This is a genomic window from Serratia sp. NA_112.1, from assembly GCF_052691715.1.
The window spans coordinates 181303-204076 of record NZ_JBQZFO010000005.1 but is presented as its reverse complement, the minus strand read 5'-3'; the positions used below and the strand labels follow the sequence as shown (position 1 = coordinate 204076).

17 protein-coding genes and 2 pseudogenes are annotated in these 22774 nt (G+C 54.3%); 9 read left to right on the top strand and 10 right to left on the bottom strand.

From position 1 onward, the window contains the following. Nucleotide 1: 1 nt before the first annotated feature. From ACUTQ5_RS13180 to ACUTQ5_RS13145, 8 genes are all read right to left on the bottom strand, one after another. Complete coding sequence (locus ACUTQ5_RS13180; RefSeq protein WP_445651615.1) at nt 2–1168, bottom strand: SIS domain-containing protein; 1167 nt, start codon at nt 1166–1168, stop codon at nt 2–4. A gap of 24 nt (nt 1169–1192) precedes the next feature. Beyond that, nucleotides 1193–1963, bottom strand: coding sequence for a transcriptional repressor AgaR (gene agaR, locus ACUTQ5_RS13175; RefSeq protein ID WP_445651614.1), 771 nt, complete (start codon nt 1961–1963; stop codon nt 1193–1195). A gap of 332 nt (nt 1964–2295) precedes the next feature. Further along, nucleotides 2296–3204, bottom strand: a complete 909-nt coding sequence (locus ACUTQ5_RS13170) for an ROK family protein (protein ID WP_445651687.1) — start codon at nt 3202–3204, stop codon at nt 2296–2298. Nucleotides 3205–3223: 19 nt separating this feature from the next. Continuing rightward, nucleotides 3224–4507: a Gfo/Idh/MocA family protein gene (locus tag ACUTQ5_RS13165; protein WP_445651613.1), complete on the bottom strand. Its 1284-nt coding sequence runs from the start codon at nt 4505–4507 to the stop codon at nt 3224–3226. 19 nt (nt 4508–4526) lie between these two features. Continuing rightward, the gene (locus ACUTQ5_RS13160; RefSeq protein ID WP_445651612.1) at nt 4527–5639 is read right to left on the bottom strand and encodes an ABC transporter ATP-binding protein; all 1113 of its coding nucleotides are present in this window, start codon (nt 5637–5639) and stop codon (nt 4527–4529) included. A gap of 22 nt (nt 5640–5661) precedes the next feature. Further along, complete coding sequence (locus tag ACUTQ5_RS13155; protein ID WP_445651611.1) at nt 5662–6480, bottom strand: carbohydrate ABC transporter permease; 819 nt, start codon at nt 6478–6480, stop codon at nt 5662–5664. 12 nt (nt 6481–6492) lie between these two features. Next, complete coding sequence (locus ACUTQ5_RS13150) at nt 6493–7431, bottom strand: carbohydrate ABC transporter permease (RefSeq protein ID WP_445651610.1); 939 nt, start codon at nt 7429–7431, stop codon at nt 6493–6495. A gap of 81 nt (nt 7432–7512) precedes the next feature. Continuing rightward, entirely contained in the window at nt 7513–8766 is a 1254-nt protein-coding gene (locus ACUTQ5_RS13145) for an ABC transporter substrate-binding protein (protein ID WP_445651609.1), read from the bottom strand. 464 nt (nt 8767–9230) lie between these two features. Between ACUTQ5_RS13145 and ACUTQ5_RS13140 the strand changes: the two genes are divergently transcribed. The 9 genes and pseudogenes from ACUTQ5_RS13140 to ACUTQ5_RS13100 all read left to right on the top strand — a co-directional run bounded on the left by ACUTQ5_RS13140 (nt 9231) and on the right by ACUTQ5_RS13100 (nt 21261). Beyond that, nucleotides 9231–10901, top strand: a complete 1671-nt coding sequence (locus ACUTQ5_RS13140) for a DUF4091 domain-containing protein (RefSeq protein WP_445651608.1) — start codon at nt 9231–9233, stop codon at nt 10899–10901. A 159-nt stretch (nt 10902–11060) separates the two neighbouring features. Beyond that, a complete protein-coding gene (gene olsF, locus ACUTQ5_RS13135; protein ID WP_445651607.1) occupies nt 11061–12782 on the top strand; it encodes an ornithine lipid synthase OlsF in 1722 nt (573 codons plus the stop codon). A 99-nt stretch (nt 12783–12881) separates the two neighbouring features. Next, nucleotides 12882–13664 (top strand): N-formylglutamate amidohydrolase, encoded by a 783-nt coding sequence (locus tag ACUTQ5_RS13130; protein WP_445651606.1) that lies wholly within the window; start codon nt 12882–12884, stop codon nt 13662–13664. 74 nt (nt 13665–13738) lie between these two features. Further along, nucleotides 13739–14452, top strand: coding sequence for a flagellar brake protein (locus ACUTQ5_RS13125; RefSeq protein ID WP_445651605.1), 714 nt, complete (start codon nt 13739–13741; stop codon nt 14450–14452). Between the two features lie 201 nt (nt 14453–14653). After that, complete coding sequence (locus tag ACUTQ5_RS13120; protein WP_445651604.1) at nt 14654–15106, top strand: DcrB-related protein; 453 nt, start codon at nt 14654–14656, stop codon at nt 15104–15106. Nucleotides 15107–15115: 9 nt separating this feature from the next. Further along, on the top strand, nt 15116–19354 hold the full coding sequence (locus ACUTQ5_RS13115; protein WP_445651603.1) for an RHS repeat-associated core domain-containing protein: 4239 nt from the start codon (nt 15116–15118) through the stop codon (nt 19352–19354). Between the two features lie 16 nt (nt 19355–19370). After that, nucleotides 19371–19901: an imm11 family protein gene (locus tag ACUTQ5_RS13110; RefSeq protein ID WP_445651602.1), complete on the top strand. Its 531-nt coding sequence runs from the start codon at nt 19371–19373 to the stop codon at nt 19899–19901. Nucleotides 19902–20004: 103 nt separating this feature from the next. Next, nucleotides 20005–20911 (top strand): annotated as a pseudogene (locus tag ACUTQ5_RS13105) (RHS repeat-associated core domain-containing protein); the annotation flags it as partial. Next, on the top strand, nt 20911–21261 hold the full coding sequence (locus ACUTQ5_RS13100; protein WP_445651601.1) for a DUF7716 domain-containing protein: 351 nt from the start codon (nt 20911–20913) through the stop codon (nt 21259–21261). The pseudogene ACUTQ5_RS13105 and the gene ACUTQ5_RS13100, both read left to right, overlap by 1 nt. A gap of 133 nt (nt 21262–21394) precedes the next feature. Here ACUTQ5_RS13100 and pdxY read toward each other — a convergent pair whose 3' ends face one another. Continuing rightward, complete coding sequence (gene pdxY / locus ACUTQ5_RS13095; RefSeq protein ID WP_445651600.1) at nt 21395–22234, bottom strand: pyridoxal kinase; 840 nt, start codon at nt 22232–22234, stop codon at nt 21395–21397. Then, nucleotides 22235–22746: pseudogene (locus ACUTQ5_RS13090) on the bottom strand (glutamine amidotransferase-related protein); the annotation flags it as partial. Between the last annotated feature and the right edge of the window lie 28 nt (nt 22747–22774).

Here is a 22774-nt window from a genome sequence, read left to right as displayed (position 1 = left end):
CTCACGCCACAGAAGACGGGTAACGGTAAATGGTAACGCCTTTCACCACCCGGTTAACTTCACCGGTCGGGCACGGATTATCCGGCGTCAGGCCAAGTGCCAGCGAACTTTCAAATGCCAGCATCTGGGTGAATAACAGGTAAGGGAACAACAACCAGACGTCATCTTCGGCGTGGTGCAGGTTCAGCATTTGTTCGCACAGCGCCTGAGTACTGCCAGTCAGGCCGACCATCTGCATTGCCAGGCCGTCGCGTTGCAGCTCGTTCCACAGATCGCGATCGTACTGACGGGCATAACCGCCGCTGGAGAACATCAGCAGTACCAGCGTTTGGTTATCGACCATAAATTTTGGCCCATGACGCAGGCCGAGCGGCGAGTCGTAGCGGGTGACAATCTGCCCGGCCGTCAGCTCCAGCATCTTCAGCGAAGCCTCTTCCGCCAGACCGGTAAAACAGCTACCACCCAGTGTGATATAACGCCGGAAACCGTTGGCCGCCAACGCCTTCACCTGAGGTTGCAGACTGTCACGCAGCTCATGGCAGCGCGCTACCATTGCCGTCAGTGGCCGTTGGGCTTCGGCGAGAGAATAGGGGCCGAGCAACAACGCGGCGGACATCATCATGCAGCTAAAGCTGGAGGTCATGGCGAAGCTTTGATCGTTGGAACCCTGTGGCATCACAAGCGAACAGACGTTATCGCGTTGGTGGGCATATTGCGCCAACTGGCTGTCCGGGTTGCATACCAGCATCAGGTGATAGCTTTCCGGCAGCAATTGATCGGCCAGTTCCACCGTCGCCACGCTTTCCGGGCTGTTGCCGGAGCGAGCGAAAGACACCAGCAGCGTAGGGCGAGTGAGGTCGAGATATTGGTGCGGGTTGGCGACAATATCGGTGGTGCCGTAGGCCACTACGTCACGGCCGGTTTTCTCACGCAGCCAGGGGGCCAATGCACGGCCGGCGAAGGCAGAGCTGCCTGCGCCGCACAGCACAATCTGCAGGCGCGGATTAGCCAGCAATGGGGCCAGGAAAGGCTGCCACAGCGTTTGTTGCTCCTGCAATTGCCGGTGCAGGGCGGCCCATAAGTCCGGCTGCTGCCAGATCTCACGTGCGGTATGCAGTGCATGTCGTTGTTCCAGCCAGCCCGCATCGTAAGCAAAATAACCGTTCATGTTGAAACTCCTTAAAAACCGCGGTTAACGGTCGGCGATAATCACGTCGACCCCTAAATGGTTCAGCGCATGCAGGTAGCTTTCCGGGATGCGGCTGTCGGTGACCAAACGCTGGATTTGGCCGATTTCACGGATCATGCAAAAGCTGGTGCGCCCGAATTTGCTGGCGTCCGCTACGGCGATCACTTCACGCGCTACGTCGCACATGGCACGGTTGAGTTGTGCTTCACCGGGATCCGGCGTGGTGATGCCGCTTTGCAAATCAAAACCGTCGACGCCGAGAAACAGCTTGTCGAAGCGGAACTGACGCATGTGCTGCTCGGCGACCGGGCCATACAGTGACCAGGATTTACGTCGTACGCTGCCGCCAACCACCATCAGATCAACCTGTTCGTTATTGGCCAGTTCGAAAGCGATATTCAACGCATTGGTCATCACCACCAGATCCTTTTTACCGACCAGTTGCTGCGCCATTTGGCTGGTGGTCGAGCCGGAGTCGAGAATGATGGCATCACCGTCGTTGACCAGTCCCGCAGCCGCGCAGGCAATGGCGTATTTCACGTCGCGATTGAGACGTCCCTTGTCCTGTAACGGGCGATCGAAGGCGAACTGTTTATTGAGCATCGCGCCGCCATAGGCACGGACTGCACAGCCGTTTTTTTCCAGTTGGCGCAGGTCGCTGCGGATAGTGACGCTGGAAACCGAAAACTGGGCACTGAGTTGCTCGACGCGCACTGAGCCTTCGCGACAAAGCTGGTCGATAATTAATTCCCGTCTTTTTAGGGTATTGATCATTAACGCGTGACTCCTGATTTAGCTGTAGCCATACCCGGCCGCGGCGCAATGCGTCGCAGTTAATCTGGCAGGAGTGCTTTCAGTTGTTCGTGGCGAATTACAGCAAACGAAACAGTGAAATGCAATCGGTTATTTTATTAAAATATATATTTATCAAATGTTTATGTTGTTGTTTTCTTTCGGTTGGCTCCCAACCGAAAGCGACCAGGGAATAAAGTGAAAAGCCGTAATCCGTTATTTATCAGGCGACAACTTGCCGCCTGGGTTAATTTGTCAAAAGCAGGATGAAAGCTGCGCCACTGATTTTTTCCTGGTGATCTTTGCACTATTTTTTATTGCCAATTTGGGCGTAATAACGCAGCTCCTCGTACACCGCTGCTGTCGCCATGCACCGGTGGGTAGATTGCTGCCGGTTCGGTTCCGGGTAACAACCAATGGCTCATGGCTGGGGGCAGCAGTGAATACAGTTCGCCAATGTTGGACAGCCCGCCACCCAGTACGAAAGCATCTACATCCAACAACAGTTGCAGGCTGGCCAGTGCGCTGGCCAGAATATCGACGTACATGGCCATCAGCCGCAGCGCCAGCGGGTCGCCCTGTCGATAACTGGCGATCAACGCCGGTACGTGGTCGGCGTGATGGCCGAAATGGCGGCTTAATGCCAGCAGACCGCTGCCGGAAACGTAGCGTTCAAAACAGCCAGTCAGCCCGCAATTGCAGGTGAATAACGGTAAGTCGTAGCGCTGCGCCAACTGGGCGGAGATCGGCGTGTGTCCCCATTCTCCGGCCAGCCCATTGCGGCCCTTATGCAGCTGCTTGTTCATCACCAGGCCCCCGCCGGCCCCGGTGCCGATAATGGCGCCGAACACCAACGCCAGATGCTCGGTTTGCGGTGTACTGGCCTCGGAAAGGGCAAAGCAGCGGCAGTCATTTTCAATTTCAACCGGTCGCGCCAACTCTTGTGCCAAATCGTCAGCCAGACAGTGGCCGGTGAGGCAGGGGACGTTAACCGCCAATTGCCGGCGGCTGCGTGGATCCGTCACGCCCGGTAAACCGATGCCGATACTGCCCCGGGTGTGCAATTGGTTGTCGGCACTGTCGACCAATTGATGGAGGCAGGACAAGAACTCGCGGTAATCGCCGGTGGGGGTGCTGATCCGCTGGCACAGTACCTGTTTGAACTGCCGGTCGTAGGCCGCCATCTCGATCTTGGTGCCACCGATATCGAAACCGTAGCGTATTTGTGATATTTCCACGTTTTCAGGCTCCACTCAGGGTGATCACCGCAGACTCGCGGCGTGCGCGTTCCGCCGCAAACACCATCAGGTGGCTTTCCAGCGTTTCTGCCGGGCCGGACAGCACCTGTGAAGGATCGTTGGTGCGAATGGCGTCGATAAAATGCTGCATCAGATAGTAATCGCCACCGCCGTGGCCGGACATGGCGTGCAGATCTTCTGCCTCATCGACGTCGTAGACCTTTTCACTGTCGTCGACGAATGAGGTAATGCGAATGTGGCGTCCGTCTCCCTCGAGACAGCCATGACTGCCGAAAATGCGAGTCTGACGATCTTCCAATCGGGTAAAGGCGGTCATGGTGAATGAAGCAGTGCGGCCACCGGCAAATTGCATGTTGACCACCTGATGATCGACCACGTTATTGTCGCAACGATAGACGCAGCGGCCATATTGACCGTAACGCAACGCTGCCTGTAGATGCGGCTGGCTGACTTCTGGGGTTAGCACCCGCAGGAAGCCCGGTGTCGCCTTGTGGTCGTCTCCCAGGTAGATGCGTTTGGCAGAGTAGGGGCAACTGGCTTCCACCGCGCAGTCCAGGCAGTTATCCGCTGCTCCGGCCGGTTGATTTTCCTGGCGAAAATGGCGTAGGCCACCGAATGAGCTGATCTGCTCGCACGGTAATTCCATGATGTAGCGGATCCAGTCGATGTCGTGACAGGACTTCTGCAGCAGCATAAAGGCGGCTTCGCCGTCGTTGCGCCAGTTGCCGCGGACGAAAGAGTGAGCCTGGTGCCAGTAGCCCACCGGTTCCAGATGCTGCAGGCTGACGATGTCGCCAATCACGTTATTGCGCAGCAGCTGTTTCAGCTTTTGTGTATAGCGCGTATAGCGCAGTACGTGGCCGACAGAGAAAATCAGCTTCTGGCGTACCACTTCCTCGACGATGATGCGGCATTCACTGGCGTCCGGCGACAGCGGTTTTTCCAGCAGCATGGCATAACCCTGTTTGGCGAAGGCCAGTGCCGGTTCGAGGTGCAAAGTATCCTGGGTGCAGATCAGCACGGCATCGGCCAATTTGCCGGTTTCGGCGGCCTGCCGCCAGTCGGTGAACACCTTATCTGCCGCGATGGCATGCTGTTCGACAAATTGCTGACGGTAGACATCGCGCGGCTCGGCTACCGCCACAACCTGCATTAAATCCGGGTGTGCCAACGCGTAGCGCGAATAAATTTCTCCACGTGCCCCGGCACCAATCACCAATACCCGAACCGGGCGACCGGCAAAACCATTTTGTTGAGCTGACGACATTGCAGATTCTCCGATCTAATTATTTGAGGTTTTGGCCGCTGATCTGGTCGAACAGGTGGGCACGGGACAGATCGAAAGCCAGGTGGATCTGTTCCCCCAGCCGTGGTTCCCAGTCGGGCTGCGACGCCATGCGCAAAACAAAGCGCAGTCCAGCCAGTTCGCAGTGCAGCAACTCTTCATTGCCCATGCGTTCGATGGTGACAATCTTCGCCGGGAAGCAGTTATTGCTGCCGGGCGCACACAGCCGCAGGGACTCCGGGCGAATGCCAAGGCACACGCGTGGGTGCGGGTAATTTTCCAACTGCTCTTGCAGCGTCGCCGGTAGTTCCAGTGGATGTTCGTCGCCAATGCGTAGCCCGATACCCTGCGTGTTGCGGGTAATCGCCATATCGTGCAGGTTCATCGACGGGCTGCCGATAAATTCGGCGACAAAGCGGTTGGCCGGTTGATGGTAGAGATTGATCGGTTTATCCACCTGCATAATGGCACCCCGGTTCATCACGCAGATGCGATCGCCCATGGTCATTGCCTCTACCTGATCGTGGGTGACGTAGACCATGGTGGCGGCAGCACCTTCCTGCTTGAGTTGGTTGTGCAGTTCAATCAGTTGAACGCGCATCGAGACCCGCAGCTTGGCATCAAGGTTGGACAGCGGTTCATCGAACAGAAACACCTTGGGCTTGCGCACAATGGCGCGGCCGACCGCTACGCGCTGGCACTGGCCACCGGATAACTGGCCTGGTTTGCGCTGCAGCAGATTGGTGATTTCCAGTTTTTCGGCTGCATCCCGCACCCGGCGGTCAATTTCGGCTTTGCTTTCCTTGCCGATCAGGCCAAACGCCATGTTTTTGTAGACCGTCATGTGCGGATACAGCGCGTAGTTCTGGAACACCATAGCGATGCCGCGATCTTTCGGCATAGTGTCGTTGACGCAGCGGTCATGGATTAATATCTGACCTTCACTGACGCTCTCCAGTCCGGCGATCATCCGCAGCAGGGTGGATTTGGCGCAGCCTGATGGCCCGACAAACACCATAAACTCGCCGTCTTTAATATCCAGATCGATCCCGTGCAATGCATTGAATCCGTTGGGATAAACTTTCTTCACACTGTTTAACTGTATACCGGCCATATTATTTACCTTGTGTACGCGGTTAGCCTTTTACCCCAGCGCTGGCGATGCCCTGGATGAAGTAGCGTTGGAAAAGAATGAACAGCATCAGCATCGGGATCACCGCCATCAGTGCACCGGCCATCAGCAGCGGGTATTCCACCCCGGCACGGCTCGATAGCGATGCCAACCCGACCGGCAGCGTCAGTTTCTCGGTGGTGGTGTTGACGATCAGCGGCCACATCAGGTTGTTCCAGCTCCACAGACCGTTGATGATGATGCAGGCGATAATGCCGGGACGGATCAGCGGCAGCATGATGCGCCAGAAGATAGCGAAGTAGCTGTAGCCGTCGATCAGCGCCGCTTCTTCCATCTCTTTTGGCACCGCCAGGAAGAACTGGCGCAGCAGGAAGGTGGCATAAATACTGAAGATGCCCGGCAACACCAGCCCGGTGATGCTGTTCACCAGCCCCAACTTTTGCACCACCAAAAATTGCGGGATCAAAAAGGCTTGCCCGGGCACCATCAGGATGGAAATGCACACCAGAAACACCGCATCACGGCCGCGAAAATGCAGTCGCGAGAAACCGTAGGCGGCCATGGTGGCGATCACCATTTGCAGGGTAACGGTGAAAAAAGTGGCCAACAGCGAGTTCAGGTAAAAATCGGCAAAGGGGATTTCGCGCATGATCTTACCGTAGGCCTGCAGGCTGGGGTGGCCCGGCAGCAGCGTCAGCGGGATCTGGATACTCTCGGCCTGAGTTTTCAGCGAGGTGACCAGCATCCAGATAAACGGCACGACCGAAGCCAACGCCGCCAACACCATAAACAGATACACCAGCGTTCTTTTACTTATGCTCATCGTCGCGGCTCCTCAGCTGACTTTCAGGCGTTTGCCAATCATCATTTGAATCAGGGTGATCAGCAGGGTGACGGCGAACAGCACCACGGTGATGGCGGAGGCGTAACCTTTCTCCTGCAGGTAAAAGGCATACTTGTAGAACAGGTTGGTGACGGTCATCACGTCGCTTTCCACCAGCGCGCGGTCGAACATCAGGAACACCACGTCGAATATTTGCAGGATCTCGATAAAGCTCATCACCGAAACGAAGAACAGCGTTGGCACCATCATCGGCAGGGTGATGCAAAAGAAGCGGCGCAGGGTGCTGATACCGTCAATGTCGGCTGCCTCATACAGTTGACGTGGAATACTTTGTAGCCCGGCCAGCAAAATGATGATCTTCAATGCCAGCGACGACCAGATAATGATGATGGAAACGCTGATGCGCACCACGTCCGGATCGGACAGCCAGGCCACCGGCGAAATCCCCAGCAGGCCAATCGCCTGGTTGATCAGACCGAAATCCTTGTTGAACAACCATTGCCAGACCATCGCCACTGCGGCAGGCATGGTGACTGCCGGCAAGAACAGCAGGGTGCGCAACAGCGCCTTGCCACGGATATTTTGGTTGAGGCCAATGGCCAGCAGTAGCGACAGGCTCAGGCTGACCGGTACACACACCACCACATAGAACAGGGTGTTGCCGGCGGCGGTGTAGAAATCGTCATCTTCAAACAGATTGACGTAGTTATCGACGCTGAGGGTGCTCCAGCGCATAAACTGATTGAGGTCGGTAAAGCTGTAAAAGATGTTCTGCAAAAAAGGGATGAAGTAAAACACCGTCAACCCAATCAACAGCGGTAAAATCATCACCCAACCCCAAAAACGCTCGGCGCGCTCCAGGCGGTTGAGTACCGGGCGTGGGACACTTTTTTGTTGTAGGGGGACCCTGGTTGTTTCTGCCAGCGACATGTTGCCTTTCCTCACCGGTAACTGCTCTGCGGTATTCCGCAGCCGGTGCGCCTTCGGGCAGGCGCTACCGGCTCGGGGTGATTACTGCTCCATCACGCGTTCGATCTTCTTGACCGATTTGTCCATCTCGGCTTTGGCGTCTGCGCCCATAAAGATTTTCTTCAGGCTGGCAATCCACATGTTTTGCCATTTCGGCGTATTGGTACCGGCCGTGGGGTAGGCTTCGGTCACGTTGAGGGTGTCGATATAAGGCGTAACATCGACCTTCTTGATCTCCGCCGCCCAGGCTTTGGCCGCCAGTTTGTTGGCCGGGATCACCGCTTTTGCCAACTCGGTTTGCGAGGTTTCGGAGCTCATAAACTCGATGTATTTCCAAGCTTCCTGCTTGTGGGCACTGTTGGCGGACATGGCAAAGGCCAGGCTGTGTGCCACGCCGGACTGGCGCTCGATTTTCGGCATCATGACCACGCCGATGTGATCGTTGATCAGCGGATTGTTGGCGAAGGGAGCCGCCAACCATGAACCGGCATACACCATCGCCGCGCGGTTGGACTGGAAGATGTTTTCGGTTTTGACTTCGCTCATCTGTTGGGCGCTTGGCATCAAGCCATCTTTCATCATGGATTGCAGCTGTTGATAGACCCAGATGGATTTATCGTTAGCGATGTCGGTGGGTTGACCGTCTTTCGGGACTATGTGGTTGCCGCTCTGGATCAGCAGGTTCATATAGCTGTCCTGACCGTCAATGCTCAGATCCATCACCAGCGGGAAGGCACTGCCTTTCAAGCCGGTTTTCAGCGCGGTGGCTTTGTTTTTCAGATCATCCCAGCTCCAATCGCTGGTCGGGTAGCTGACGCCGGCCTGGTCGAACAGTTTTTTGTTGTACCACACGGCGATCGAGTCAACGTCGCGCGGGATGGCCATCTGTTGGCCGTCATACTGATAGGCTTTTACCGAACTGGCGACCACGTCATTTAGCTTGACGCTGCTGCCGCTAATATAAGGTGTTAAAGGTTGCATAATGCCGTTTTTGGCATATTGAACAAAATAAGGCATATTTATCCAGAATATATCTGGCGCTACGCCTCCGGCTGCGGCGGAATCCAATTTAACGAAGTATTGTGCCGACGGCGTTAATTCTATGGCTATTTTAATGTTTGGGTTTTCTTTTTCAAAGCGCTTGGCGATTTCCTGCTCGGCCGGTAATTGATTCCTGTCCCATACGGCATAGCGCAAAGTTATTTGATCTGCGGCATATAACATGGTCGGCAATAATAATGCCGTCGCAATGGCAGAATGCACCAGAAAACGGCCGGTATTTTTTATCGGTGACATTGCTTTCCCCTCGGTGAACGACGAATAAATATTTTCGTAACGTGAATTCTTTCTATCCCTTAACTTTCAATGTGTCAATACGCCCCGATCTGCCCAAAAAAGGGGCAGGAATGTTTCGTTATTGTTAAAATCGAAAGGGTTGAAGCCTAAAGCGAAAGCGTTCCTTGTTCACAATTTGTTAACCTGCTGGGCCGGTTTTGGCCCTGCCGTCCAGCAACTCCGGGCTGCTGGGGGCATAGGAATAAATGATAACCCTTGCACCATAATGGGGATTAAAAACATTTTTATTGTGCATGCCGGATTATCTTTCATTTTTGTGATGCAAATAAACAAAAAAAACGTATAGGGCAGCCTTTGTCACAGCGTATTGCCGATTTTTGATTGGACTCTATTGTTTACATCGATAAAAGGGTTTAGCCTGAAAATCACTCGCCGGTATTTACCAATAAAAGAGATCTCACCCTATGCGTCTTTCATTGACCTTTACCCATTGTCTGGAAAAGATATTCCACAGCCATAATTCGCCGCAGATTGATCAAATAAATAAGTTGATTGGCCTGAGCAATGAAATGATTTCCTGGCAGGGGGTTTATTGCCTTCACCGGGCAGATAACGAAACTCGACGTGAATTAAGCTACCGTCTTGAGGGATCACTGGCAGAGTATATCAGCGTGCGGCAGGTGCAATCGGTACCCAGCCACTTCCCCTGTTATGCCGAGACCGACGAGAACTATCTGCGCACCGAACCGGGGTTATTTCCCGATCCGCTGATGCCCCTGGTCGATTGGCGTTTCTTTGTCGCCAACAATTATTACGGCTGCCTTTGGCTGACCTATACACCGCCGTCGACGCCTGTGGCAGGCGGGGATTACCCGCTGAACCTGATCTTGTTTGATGTTAGTAGCGGCGAAGCCCTGGCCAGCGCCGCCCTGACGCTACATATTGTCCCGGTCGAACTGCCGCCGCAAACCCTGTTGCACACCGAATGGATGCATACCGATTGTCTGGCGGATTATTACCGCGTGCCGGTGTTCAGTCCCGAATACTGGCTGGCGGTGCGCAACTTTGTTCGCTGTGCGGTCAACAGTGGAGTCAACATGCTGCTGACGCCGATCTTCACGCCACCGCTGGATACCGCCGTCGGCGGCGAGCGCACCACGGTACAGTTGATTGGCGTACAGCGTTCCGCGCAGGGTTATCGGTTTGATTTCCAGCGGCTGGCCCAGTGGGTGGATATGGCGCAGGAAGAGGGGATTGAACATTTTGAGATTGCCCCGTTGTTCACCCAGTGGGGAGCGGCGCATGCGCCAAAAATTCTGGTGGAGATCGAGGGCGCACTTTGCCCGTTGTTCGGTTGGCACACTGACGCCCACGCGCAGGAGTATCAACAGTTTTTGCAGGCGCTGTTGCCGGCGTTGACCGGCTGGTTCCGCGAGCGGCAGTTGCAACAGCGAGTGTGGTTTCATCTCTCTGACGAGCCGACGCTGGAGAACATCGCCGTTTATCAGCGTGCCAGCGCCGCCTTGCGCCCACTGCTGGTCGGTTTTCATACTTTTGATGCGCTATCTGATTATGCATTTTACCAGCAGGGGCTGGTGGAAACGCCGGTGGCTGCCACCGATCATATCGAGCCATTTATTGAAAATCGGGTGCCAGGCCTGTGGGCCTACTACTGCTGCGTACAAAAAACCGAGGTGGCCAACCGCTTCTTCGCCCAGCCTTCGGCGCGCAACCGAATTTTGGGCATCCAACTTTATCTGTACCACATCACCGGCTTTCTGCATTGGGGCTTCAATTTCTATAACAGCGGCCATTCGCGGGAGCGGCTCAACCCCTACGCGGTGACGGATTGTCGCAATGCCTTTCCCTCCGGCGATGCTTTCGTGGTCTATCCCGGTGAGAATCTGACGCCGGTGGAGTCCCTGCGATTGAGGGTACTGCACCAGGGACTGCAGGACATGCGAGCCTTACAGTTGCTGGAAAGCCTGACTGACCGCGCGACGGTAGAGGCTTTGATTGAACAACAGTTGGGGATGAACATCACTTTTAAACGTTATCCACATCAGGCGGAGCCGCTATTGCGGTTACGGGAAGTGGTGAATCAGCGCATCGAAAGTTTAATTTCGGTGGCATAAAATGTGGCGTTGGTGGCGATAGGGGTCACTTCGTCACCAAATTTTCAATAATTTGCTATACCTGATAGTTGAGGGATTTCATTTTTCTGTCATGTTTCTGACATGTTAGGGTCATAGCGCTGGCTTAAGTTTGCAGCGACTAAGCCAGGAGATAACGCGATGTTTAGCTTGGACTCTCTTTTGCATGATGCATTTCCGCACCGCAAGACCCCTGCCTGGCAGCGTAGCCTGCTGAGAACTTTACTCTTCGAAAAAGAATTCAAACAATTTGCCGCCGACTATCCACACCTGAAGGGACTGGATTTGATAGAGCAGGTGGTGGACTACTTTAACCTCAGCTGTGAGTTGGTCGATGGCGACCTGGAAAATATTCCGAGCCAGGGGCCGGTGGTGCTGGTAGCCAACCACCCGATTGGCTCGCTGGACGGACTGGTGCTGCTGCGTGCCGTGGCGGCAGTGCGCCCGGATGTCAAAGTGGTCGCCAGTCAACTGTTGACCTATATAGAACCGTTGCGCAATCTGTTTGTGCCAGTGGACAACGTCGGTAACAAGACCAACCGCAAGCAAATTGAAGGCATGCAGGCCCAGTTGAATAAGCAGGGTGCCCTGATCCTGTTTCCCGCCGGAGAGGTGTCGCGGATGAGCCCGAAAGGCATTCGTGACGGCCATTGGCATACCGGCTTCTTGCGGCTGGCGGCCAAGGCCCGAGCGCCAATCGTGCCGATCCACATCAGTGCGCGTAACAGCAACCTGTTCTATTTCACCTCGCTGGTTTACCGACCGCTGTCCACACTCTTACTGGTACGGGAAATGTTCCAGCAGCAGGGCGGTCGTATCAAAATCCGCGTGGGCGGCCGTATTCCGTTTAGCAGTTGGCACGATGGCCACACCAGCGCCAAAGATTTGGCCGAGCGTTTCCGCCGTCACGTCTACCGTCTGGGTCAGGGCAAAGAAGGACTGTTTTCCAGTGAGTCACCCATCGCCTTACCAGAGGATCGGTTGGAACTGAAGAAGGCGCTGGCAAACTGTGAGCGTCTTGGGGTGACGCCGGACGGGAAAATTATTTTCCTGTATCGCCGTCAGGGTGAGGCGCGAGCGCCTATTTTGCGCGAACTTGGTCGCCTGCGTGAGATTGCCTTCCGCGCTGTGGGCGAAGGTTCCGGTCGCCGTCGTGATTTGGACAGCTATGACGACGACTATTACCACCTGGTGCTGTGGGATGCAGATGAGCTGGAGATTGTGGGTGCTTACCGCTTTATTCCGACGGCCGAGCAGTTGGAACAGAAGGGCCTGGAAAGCATCTACAGCAACAGCCTTTTCCATTATGACCGCGATATGGCACCGATTTTGGCGCAGGGCATCGAACTGGGGCGTAGCTTTATTCAGCCGGCCTATTGGGGTAAACGCGGTCTGGATTACCTGTGGCTGGGGATTGGCGCTTACCTGGCAAAATATCCGCAGTACCGCTATCTGTTTGGCCCGGTTTCCATCTCTGGCGGCATGCCGGTGACGGCGCGTGATCTGTTGATTGCCTTCTACCGACTGTACTTCTCGCCTAATCATGCCCTGGCGCAGTCTCGTAAGCCTTATCCTGCTTCGTTGCCGCAGGTATTGGCACAGTTTTCCGGCGATAACTATCAGGAAGATCTGGTCAGGCTGAAAAGCCTGCTGAGCAACATCGGCTGTTCGATACCCACGCTGTATAAACAATATACCGAGTTGTGTGAGCCTGGCGGGGTGCAGTTTATTGATTTCGGTACCGATCCTGCCTTCAACAACTGTATTGATGGCTTGGTACTGGTCGATCTTTCCCGGCTTAAACCGGCGCGGTTCCAGCGTTATATTGCGGTGCATCAACCACAGGACGCCTGTATAGAGTAATTGGCATGCGCTTCATGCTTTTTTGATCTAACCCGAAACTTGGCAACGGTGGTGGGGTATAGCCTAAGATAAGGCTTTGTTTCGCCACCGGAGTTGTTCATGCCACAGTCGTTCGTCTCGTCTTTGTTATCCGCTGAAGATCCCGCCGCCGTGGCGATTGAAACGCCCAACGGTGTCGCGCCCTTTTTATTGCTTTGCGATCACGCCGGCCGGGCGATACCCCGGCAGTTGGGCGACCTCGGCCTGCCGCCCGGAGAAATCGACCGTCATATCGGCTGGGATATCGGCGCATTAAAGGTTTCACGCCATCTTGGCCGCCAGTTGGACAGTACGTTGATTCATCAGCGTTACTCACGTTTGGTGATTGACTGTAACCGCACGCCTGGCATCAATAGTTCTATCCCGCCGCTGTCGGAATTGACACCGATTCCCGGAAATATCGGCATTGATGATAATCATGCTCAGGCACGCGAACACGCCATTTTCAGGCCTTATCATCAGGCAATAACCGACCATCTGGATGAGCGGCAGCGCAGCGGGTTGCCAACGGCGGTTATCGCTATGCACAGCTTCACGCCGGTATTTAAAGGCAACGAGCGGCCGTGGCAGGTGGGGCTGCTGTTTAACCGTCAACCGGAGTTTGCGTTACTGCTGGCAGAGCTGCTGCGAGAGGAAGGGGATTTACAGGTCGGTGTCAACGAGCCTTATGCCATGACTGACGCAACGGATTACACCCTGCCGGTGCATGCGGAACGCCGCCAACTGCCTTACGTTGGCATTGAGATCCGTCAGGATTTAATCGCCGACCAACAGGGACAGCAAGCCTGGGCCAAACGCTTCGCCAGGCTGCTGCCACAGGCCTGGCATCGCTGGCAAATTTGACTTTAGGAATATTCCCAGTGATGATAACTGTAAGGAACCTGTAAAGCGTCATTGGGAAGAGTCAGGAGCGACGAGTGGAGCAGAATGATTACGGATTGTTTATCAAACAGGAGCGTTTTGAGGTACTGGCGATACTGCGTGAAATTTGTAAACAGCGCACGCCACTGAAGGTGATCAACGATCAGCAGCAGTTTCAAAGTCTGTTGTTGAGCGTCGGGCCGGATAATATTGTGTTCAGCAGCAATGGGGCGGACACAACGCTCGATGGCGAATGTACCATTGTAATTGAAAGCCACGACGCAAAGATCGAATTCTCCGTAGGTCAGGCCGAGTTTACCGAGCATCGAGGGGTTAACGCCTGTTCAACTCGATTACCGAAAGAACTGGTTTACATCCAGCGCCGTCGTCAATTTCGTGTCACTACGCCCCACTGGCGTGAGTTTCTTTGCAGCGGCGAATATGCCGATGGCAGTGAGTACCAGTTGAGGATCCACGACCTGTCTGCCGGTGGCGTTGGTTTGCGTGTTGACGGCCCACTGCCGGAAAACCTCCAGCCCGGTTTCCAGTTTAAAAAGGCCTTGTTGGATCTGGGCAGCTACGGCAGTTTCAAGGTCAATATGGAACTGGTGGTGATCAACGAAGCTCACGAACTCGGTGATGACGACAACATGGTGCACTTCTCGCGCCTGTCGTGCCGTTTTTTGAATCTGGGCCTGGCAATGGAAAGAAAAATTCAGAGCGCAGTGTTTGCTTTCGAATTGGATTTCAATAAAAAGAAAAAACGCTGATAGGCGGCGTCGCGTTTGCCATCTCCTTTCATTGAAACGCATTATTCAGAGGGGTTCCGATGCCCAGACGCGTCTGGCATAGTGCGGAACCTCATCCTCTCCCCCTCCATTAAAATTAATCATACCGATTAATTTTGAATTTTCATTTGTCCTTTTGTTATGCAATGCTTAAGACTTCGTTAAGAAAAAGGATTCTGCGTGATGCCTGACTGTTCCCGTTGTACCTTTACCGAAGGCAGCGTTGCTCTGCCGGAAGGCTACAGCGATCGCACCGTCAACGTGCTGTTGGCCGGTGATGATATCTCCCCCTCTCTAAATATTTCCCGTGATGCATTGCAACCTGATGAAACCCTGAACGGTTACATTACGCGTCAGCTTGAAACCCTGTCCCTCAGCCTGAAAGGCTGGGTGCTGAAGGGGCGGGAGTCTGTGACTTTAGGCCGCAATGGCTTGCCAGGGGAGTCTGTGCACGCCAGCTATCTGCGTGATGGCAAACGTATCTGGCAACGACAGGCGGTGTTCGCGCTGATGGATGGGCGTGTACTGGTATTTACCCTTGCGCAACCACGTAAACTGGCTCCTCAAGATGAAACCTTATTGCTCCAGGTTTTGGACAGCTATCAGCAGATACCGGACGTAAGTGGTCAGCGATAAGGAACATTTATGAGTGAAGCGGCACGCGTCGGCGATACCATCGGGCATTCCCATGCCCTGGCCGGTATGATTGGCGGCACAATAGTCGGTGGCCTGATCGCGGCCGCCGGAGCGGTAGCGGCCGGTGCCCTGTTCGTCGCCGGGCTGGCCGCATCCTGTATCGGAGTCGGTGTGTTGCTGATTGGTGCCAGCCTGGCGGTGGGTTATCTCACCGGGGAGGCGGCCACCGCAGCCCGAGACGGCATTGCCGATGCCGGTGCCGGCAGCCTGTCGCCGACAGGCAAGATCGTTACCGGTTCCCCCAATGTATTTATCAACAGTAAACCTGCCGCAATCGCTACCCTTAGTCAGGTCGCCTGCAGCGATGACGGCCCGAGCATGCAGATGGCACAGGGCTCCGACAAAGTCAGCATCAACGACCAGCCTGCTTCCCGCGTGGGTGACAAAACCAACTGCGACGCGCAGGTGATGGAGGGGGCGCCCAATGTGTTGATCGGTGGTGGAACCGTCACCACATTGCCGATTAAACCCGAAGTGCCGGACTGGCTGTACAAAGCCTCTGACCTGACGCTGTTGTTCGCCGGCTTGGTCGGTGGCGTCGGCGGTGCAGCAAGCAAATTGGGCGCACTGGGTAAAATGCTGAGCAAGCTGCCCGGCATCAACAAACTGGGGCGGATCGCCTGCCGTTTTGGCACCTTGATGACCGCCACGGCCGCCGCAGGCATCATTGCCCGCCCGGTGGATATCATCAGTGGCCAGAAGTTTTTATCCGGCGATGACGAACTGGATTTTGTGTTGCCATCACGTCTGCCGGTAGCCTGGCAACGTTACTGGCGCAGTGGCAACCCCGGTGACAGCGTATTGGGTCGCGGTTGGAACCTTTTCTGGGAGAGCAGTTTGCAGCCGTACCAGGACGGCCTGGTGTGGCGCGCGCCGTCCGGTGATTATGTTTCCTTCCCGATGGTACCCCGTGGTCACAAAACCTATTGCGAAGCCGAAAAATGCTGGCTGATGCACAACCCCGACGGCAGTTGGCAACTGTTCGATGTTGGCGAGCAAAGCTACCACTACCCGCGCCTGGACGGTGAACAGCCGAGCCGGTTATCTATGCTGACCGATGCCACCGGCAACACCACTTCGCTGTTTTATGATGACCACGGCCAACTGATTGAGTTGGTCGACAGTGCCGGCCAGCGCTTAACCTGCCGCTATTTGACTACCGTTAACGGTCTGCTGCGCCTCAGCGGCGTATTGCTGCATGCCCCAAACGGTGAACGGCCGTTGGTCAGCTACGGCTACGACGATGAAGGACAACTGATCACAGTGACCAATGGTTCCGGCGAAATCTGCCGGCGCTTTAGCTGGCGTGATGGGCTGATGGCCAGCCATCAGGATCAAAATGGGTTGCTCAATGAATACCTGTGGCAGGAGATTGAAGGATTACCCCGGGTCAGCGCCTGGCGTCACAGTGCCGGCGAAGAACTGACGTTGCACTACGATTTTGTCGGTGGTGTGCGGCGAGCTGTGCGGGATGACGGTAAACAGGCGTTGTGGCAACTTGATGACGACAACAACGTGGCGCAGTTTACGGATTTTGACGGCCGTAAATCGGCATTTATCTATGAGCGAGGTGAGTTGTGTGGCGTGGTATTGCCGGGCGGCGCTCAGAGATACAGCGAATGGGATAACTATGGTCGCTTGCTGAGTGAAACCGACCCGCTGGGCCGTAAAACGACCTACCAGTATTCCCGCAACAGCGGCCGCTTGTTCTCTGTGACCTCCCCAGACGGCAGCCAGACGTTTCAGCATTGGGATACCCAGGGGCGGCTAACCAGACAGATTGATGCGCTGGAGAATACAACTTCCTACGACTACCCTGATACGGAAGAGAGTTTGCCGGTGCGCATCACCGACGCTCTGGGGGGCGTGGTGAGACTTGACTGGAACAGTCAGGGGCTGTTGACGCGTTATACCGACTGTTCCGGCAGCGTCACCGCCTATGCGTATGACGTGCTCGGCCAGTTGATACAGCGTACCGACGCGGAAGGCCACCTGACCCAATATCGTTGGGATGCTGCCGGTCGCCTGCAAGCGTTGCTTCATCCGGACGGCAGCGAAGAGCGGTTCGTCTGGAATGCGCAAGGCCAGTTGGCTCGCCATCAGGACTCGCTCGGTAGCGAAACCCGCTGGGTGTATAACCTGCTTGGCCAACCTGTCAGCATCACTGACCGCATCAACCGGACGCGCCACTACCATTACAATAACCGGGGCTGGTTGACGAACATTGAGAACGGCAACGGTGGGAGCTATCACTTCAGCCACGATGCCGTCGGCCGGATAATGGGTGAGAGGCGTCCAGACAATACCGACCACTTTTATCGTTATGGCCCCGATGGCCAACTGACCGAGCATCGGGAAACCGGGCCGCTGGATACCTCGGTATCTCCAGCTCAGCGCCTGCATCAATTCCGTTATGACGAAGCGGGTCAACTGGTCTGGCGCGGGAATGACTGCGCCCAATGGCAGTATTGCTATGATGCTGCGGGCAGGCTGAATACGCTGACGCGTACGCCAACAGCCGTTGGCGCGGCGTTGGGTATTGAAACCGACTGCGTGCAATTGCAATACGATGCCGCCGGCAATCTGCTGACGGAACAGGGCGTAAACGGTGAGTTGCGTTATCAGTGGGATGCGCTGGCCAACCTGCAGGCGCTGACGTTGCCGCAAGGGGATCGTTTACAGTGGCTGTACTATGGCTCCGGCCACGCCAGTGCCGCAAAGTTTAACCAGCAGCTGGTGAGTGAATTCACCCGTGACCGCCTGCACCGGGAAACCGGCCGCACGCAGGGCGCGTTGCAGCAACAGCGTCAGTATGATGCGCTCGGGCGCAGAACTTGGCAGAGCAGCACCTTCAGCCATGGGCAGATAGCCAAACCTGAAGACGGTGTGTTGTGGCGGGTATTCCGTTATACCGATCGGGGTGAGATTGAGGGCGTCAGTGATGCGCTGCGCGGCGAGGTACACTACGGTTATGATGCCGAAGGGCGTCTGTTGCAGCACCGGGAGCAGAGCCTCGGCAAGCCAGGTAACCGGCTGGTGTATGACGCCGCCGATAATTTGTTGGGTGAGAAAGGCCCGGACAGTGACGTCGAAAGGTATTTACCGCTGGCCTCCATCGTCAGCAACCGCCTGACACACTGGCAGCAGTTATTCTACCGTTACGACGCCTGGGGCAATCTGGTCAGTCGGCGCAACGGGATGTATGAACAACATTATCGTTACGATGCCGACAACCGGCTGATACAGGCCCATGGTCGTGGCCCGCAGGGAGAGTTTGAGGCGCAGTACCATTACGACGCGCTGGGCCGTCGCAGCCGTAAGCAGGTGCGCTACAAAGGTAAACCGGAACAAACCACGTGTTTCCTGTGGCAGGGGTATCGCTTGCTGCAAGAGCAGCGCGACAACGGCACGCGCCGGACATGGAGTTACGATCCCGCCAGCCCATGGACACCGCTGGCGGCGCTAGAACAGGCCGGCAGCAGCCCGCAAGCGGACATCTACTGGCTGCATACCGATCTCAACAGCGCACCACTGGAAGTGACCGACGGCGCTGGCAATTTGCGCTGGTCTGGGCAGTACGATACTTTCGGTAAGTTGCAGGGCCAGACGGTTGCCGGTGCGGAACGCCGCAAAGAGGCTGTCTACGACCAGCCGCTGCGCTATGCGGGGCAATATCAGGATGATGAAAGTGGATTACACTATAATCTGTTCCGTTACTACGAGCCGGAGGTCGGCAGATTCACCACACAGGATCCGATTGGCCTGAGTGGTGGGATGAACCTGTACCAGTACGCACCTAATCCTTATGGTTGGGTGGATCCACTGGGTTTAGATCGCTTCCCTTCGTGGATGGATACCACTCAAGGGTACCAACGTCAGCATTTAATTCCTTACTCACTTAGGAATCATCCTGTTTTTGTGCAATCAGGGATGAGTATTAATGGTGCATCAAATATGATGCGGCTTCCTGTTGCAAAAGGAATAGATCCTAATCCAGACTTGGGACTTCATCGTGGCTGGACAAAAGAGCATGCAATATATAATGAAATGATGAAGTCAAAACTAGATGCTTTGGAGAGAGTTGCAAATAAAGAAAAATGGGATTATCGCCGAATACAAAATGAAGTGTTGAGCCTACAGCATGAGGCTCGTAAAGGATTCAAAACAGGAAAACTTACATGTGCTTGATTACGAGGATAATGGCATGAACATCTATACTATTAGTAGTTTCTCATTGGGCAATGGTGTTATTGACTTCTCAGACCCAAAGTCAAGATTGTCAAATTTTTTCATTTGGAATGAAGGGGATGGTAAGTTTCTCTCATATTCACTACCAAAAGGTAAGGTACAAAGCACTATGCGGAGTGATAAACTGATGGTTTCAGATTATTTTCCTGCCAATATCGGAGTTCCAGTTTTTTCGCAGAGAGCGAATTCTATATTTGAACGTAGAATTTCCTCTGAAATGTCCTTCTATAAGTGTACTGTGGAAAATACTAGTGAAACGATGTTTTTATGTAAAGTGAACAATTACCTTCCAATTATTGATGAGGAGAGAACAATATTTAGAGAGCTTATTGATGGTGCTAAAATAATCGATGTTCCCGTTTACAAATGTGATAAAGATTTCTTTATAGCGAGAGATGGTGTCTTTTGTGAGCGAATGATTGTCTCTCAATTATTTGTCGATTTATGTAATGAAGAAGGATTGAATATTGAATTTTTACAATGTTAATGAAGTATCTGGTTTCTAATGGAAAATGGTTTTTTTAAATTGAGAAAAATAAGGAGGGTTTAAAGAAAAAATCAGATTACGAGACACGCTCTTTAAAAATAAGAATGAACTGGTCTATACAACCCCCCAGAGCGACATCGACGCGCACCTGGCACCGATCGTCGATAACCGGCTGACGCACTGGCAAAAACTGTTTTACCGTTACGATGCCGACAACCAGCTGATACAGGCCCATGGCCGTGGCCCGCAGGGTGAGTTTGAGGCGCAGTATCATTACGATGCGCTGGGCCGTCGCAGTCGCAAACAGGTGCGCTACAAAGGTAAACCAGAACAAACCACCTGTTTCCTGTGGCAGGGATATCGCTTGCTGCAAGAGCAGCGCGACAACGGCACGCGCCGGACCTGGAGTTACGATCCTGCCAGCCCATGGACACCGCTGGCGGCGCTCGAACAATCTGTTCCGTTACTACGAGCCGGAGGTCGGCAGATTCACCACACAGGATCCGATTGGCCTGAGTGGTGGGATGAACCTGTACCAGTATGCGCCGAACCCGCTGATGTGGGTGGATCCGCTGGGTTTGGCCAATCGACCAGCTAACGGCAAATATCATATATTCCAAGAGCACACTATTGCTCCTGGGAATATTTACTCCAGTGATGCGGTTCAATTTAACCGCGCAAACACAGAGTTTATTGCAAGAATGGATGCTGATCCTTCTTTCAGACGGGATATGTTGGGCCGATATCCGGAATTGGGGGAATGGATGAAAAGCCCGAATAAAGCCTCAAGTCCACCAATATTAACTTGGCATCATCATGAAGATGTAGGTCGTTTGGTGTTGGTTGATCGCGTAGATCATGCAGATAATCACGCTCTTTACCATCCTACGGGTAAAGGCGGACGCGAAATGTGGGGTGGTGGAGAGCCCGGAAGACGAGGTAAGCTGGATGGTGCCACGGGTAATCCTAAGCCCGCCAGAGCCAGGAGTAGAACCGGAGGGGGATGTTAATGAAAGAGCTAGAGTACATGACGCCTTACAGCCTAGAGAACCTGATGACTAAAATCGTTCAAGAGGGTTATACAAAGGATAATTTCTGCCTTTATACCAAAGAGTACGAGGCCACTGCTGCACCCGGACTGACATGCTATCTTGAGCGTTATCCACAAGTCAGTGATGATGATGAAGAAGTGTATCCTGACTATGTAGTACAAAATGAGTTGGAGCTGTTTTTTTATGGTGATCAGTTCATGGATGTGCTCAGAAGCGCGCTGAATCAAAAGCCAAACGCAACTATGGAAGAGCTGATATCGGGGTTGAATTATTACCTGGAGAATGATGCTTTTATTACGTATTCATAGGCATAAAAATCTTCGTACTTCAGTAAAGTCTCCTTTACTGCCTTCTGAGCTATCCGTAGCACCCTGTGTGGAGCCTATCCACGCAGGGTGAATGATACTCATCTACTGATGTCGGTATATCCGTGACTACGGCCTATTTCAAGGCACGCAGGCTGCCGATTTCCTCCAAACCGAAATGCTGCGCTTCAGTCAGCACATCGCAGACCTCACCGCTGGCGGTCAGTATCGCCTCATAGAGGCTTTTACCGTGCAACAAATGGCTGACCAGCAACGCGGCGAACATGTCACCGGTGCCTTTAACCTTCGACTGGATCCTGGGATGGGTATAGCTTTGCACCTTGTCGTGGCTGACCAACAGTAAGCCAATCTGCTCGTCATTTTCCGCCACGCCCGGTGCACTGGTCACCAGCACCCACTCGGTGGTGTCATTCAATAACGCCTGTGCGGCATGCTGCGTTTGCTCTAGGCTGGTCAGCGGATGCCCGCAAAGCTGCTCCAGTTCGAAACCGTTGGGGGTGAGGCCATTAGCCAGTTGCAGGAAAGGGGAGCGATAACAACTGACGATACGTTCATCCACGTAAACGCCTTCACCGTAATCGCCCATCACCGGGTCGATATAGATTTTTATCTGTGGATTGATAGCGCGCACGCGCTGTAGCCAGGTATGCAGGAAATGGCATTGGCCGACGTCGCCCAGATAACCGACGATCACCGCCCGGGTGCGTTTCATCACGCCACGGGTCAGTAAATCCTCGAGAAAACCGCTGAACCACTCGGCCGGTATCACGCCACCGCTGGGCGCGCCATAATAGGGCGGGCAACCGAACAGCACGCTGGGCACCTGTAGCGCTTCCAGCCCCTTTTTCAGCAGGGTGCGATAGGCGATACCGTTGCCGACGCTGCCGTACACTACCTGCGATTGAATACTGATCACATCAATCTGTGGGGGTTGTAATTGAGAAACCTGTTGCATCTATAACATCCTTGGTTCGATTTTACCCAGCCACCGCGTAAATACCTGACGGGCGCGCTGTTCTAATTTTGTACCGTAGCGAGCGGCCTGTTGACGCAAGCGTTGTGGCAGAATACCGGCCAACTCAAGCTCACAGGCATGGCCCACCAGCCAGCGTTCCAGGTCCTGATGTTCGGCTTCCAGATGGAACTGCAGACCAAGGGCGAAGTCCTGATATTCAAATGCCTGATTAGGGACGATTTCAGTACTTGCCAGACAAGTCGCCCCCCGGGATCATAAACATATCTCCATGCCAGTGTAACACCGGCGTGGTTGCCAGAGGTGCCAGCACCGAGCCTTCATGTTCTGCCAATGTTAAGGGTTCGAAGCCGATCTCTTTCACGTCGAGCGAAACCACGTCGGCCCCCAGGGCATGAGCCATCACCTGTGCGCCGAGACAGACGCCCAACGTAGGCCGTTTTGGTTACCAGTGCTAATTCATCGGTGAGAAATGCATAGTGCTGCTGGCCTGCTGGTGCGGGCGCCGTAGTGAACTGATTG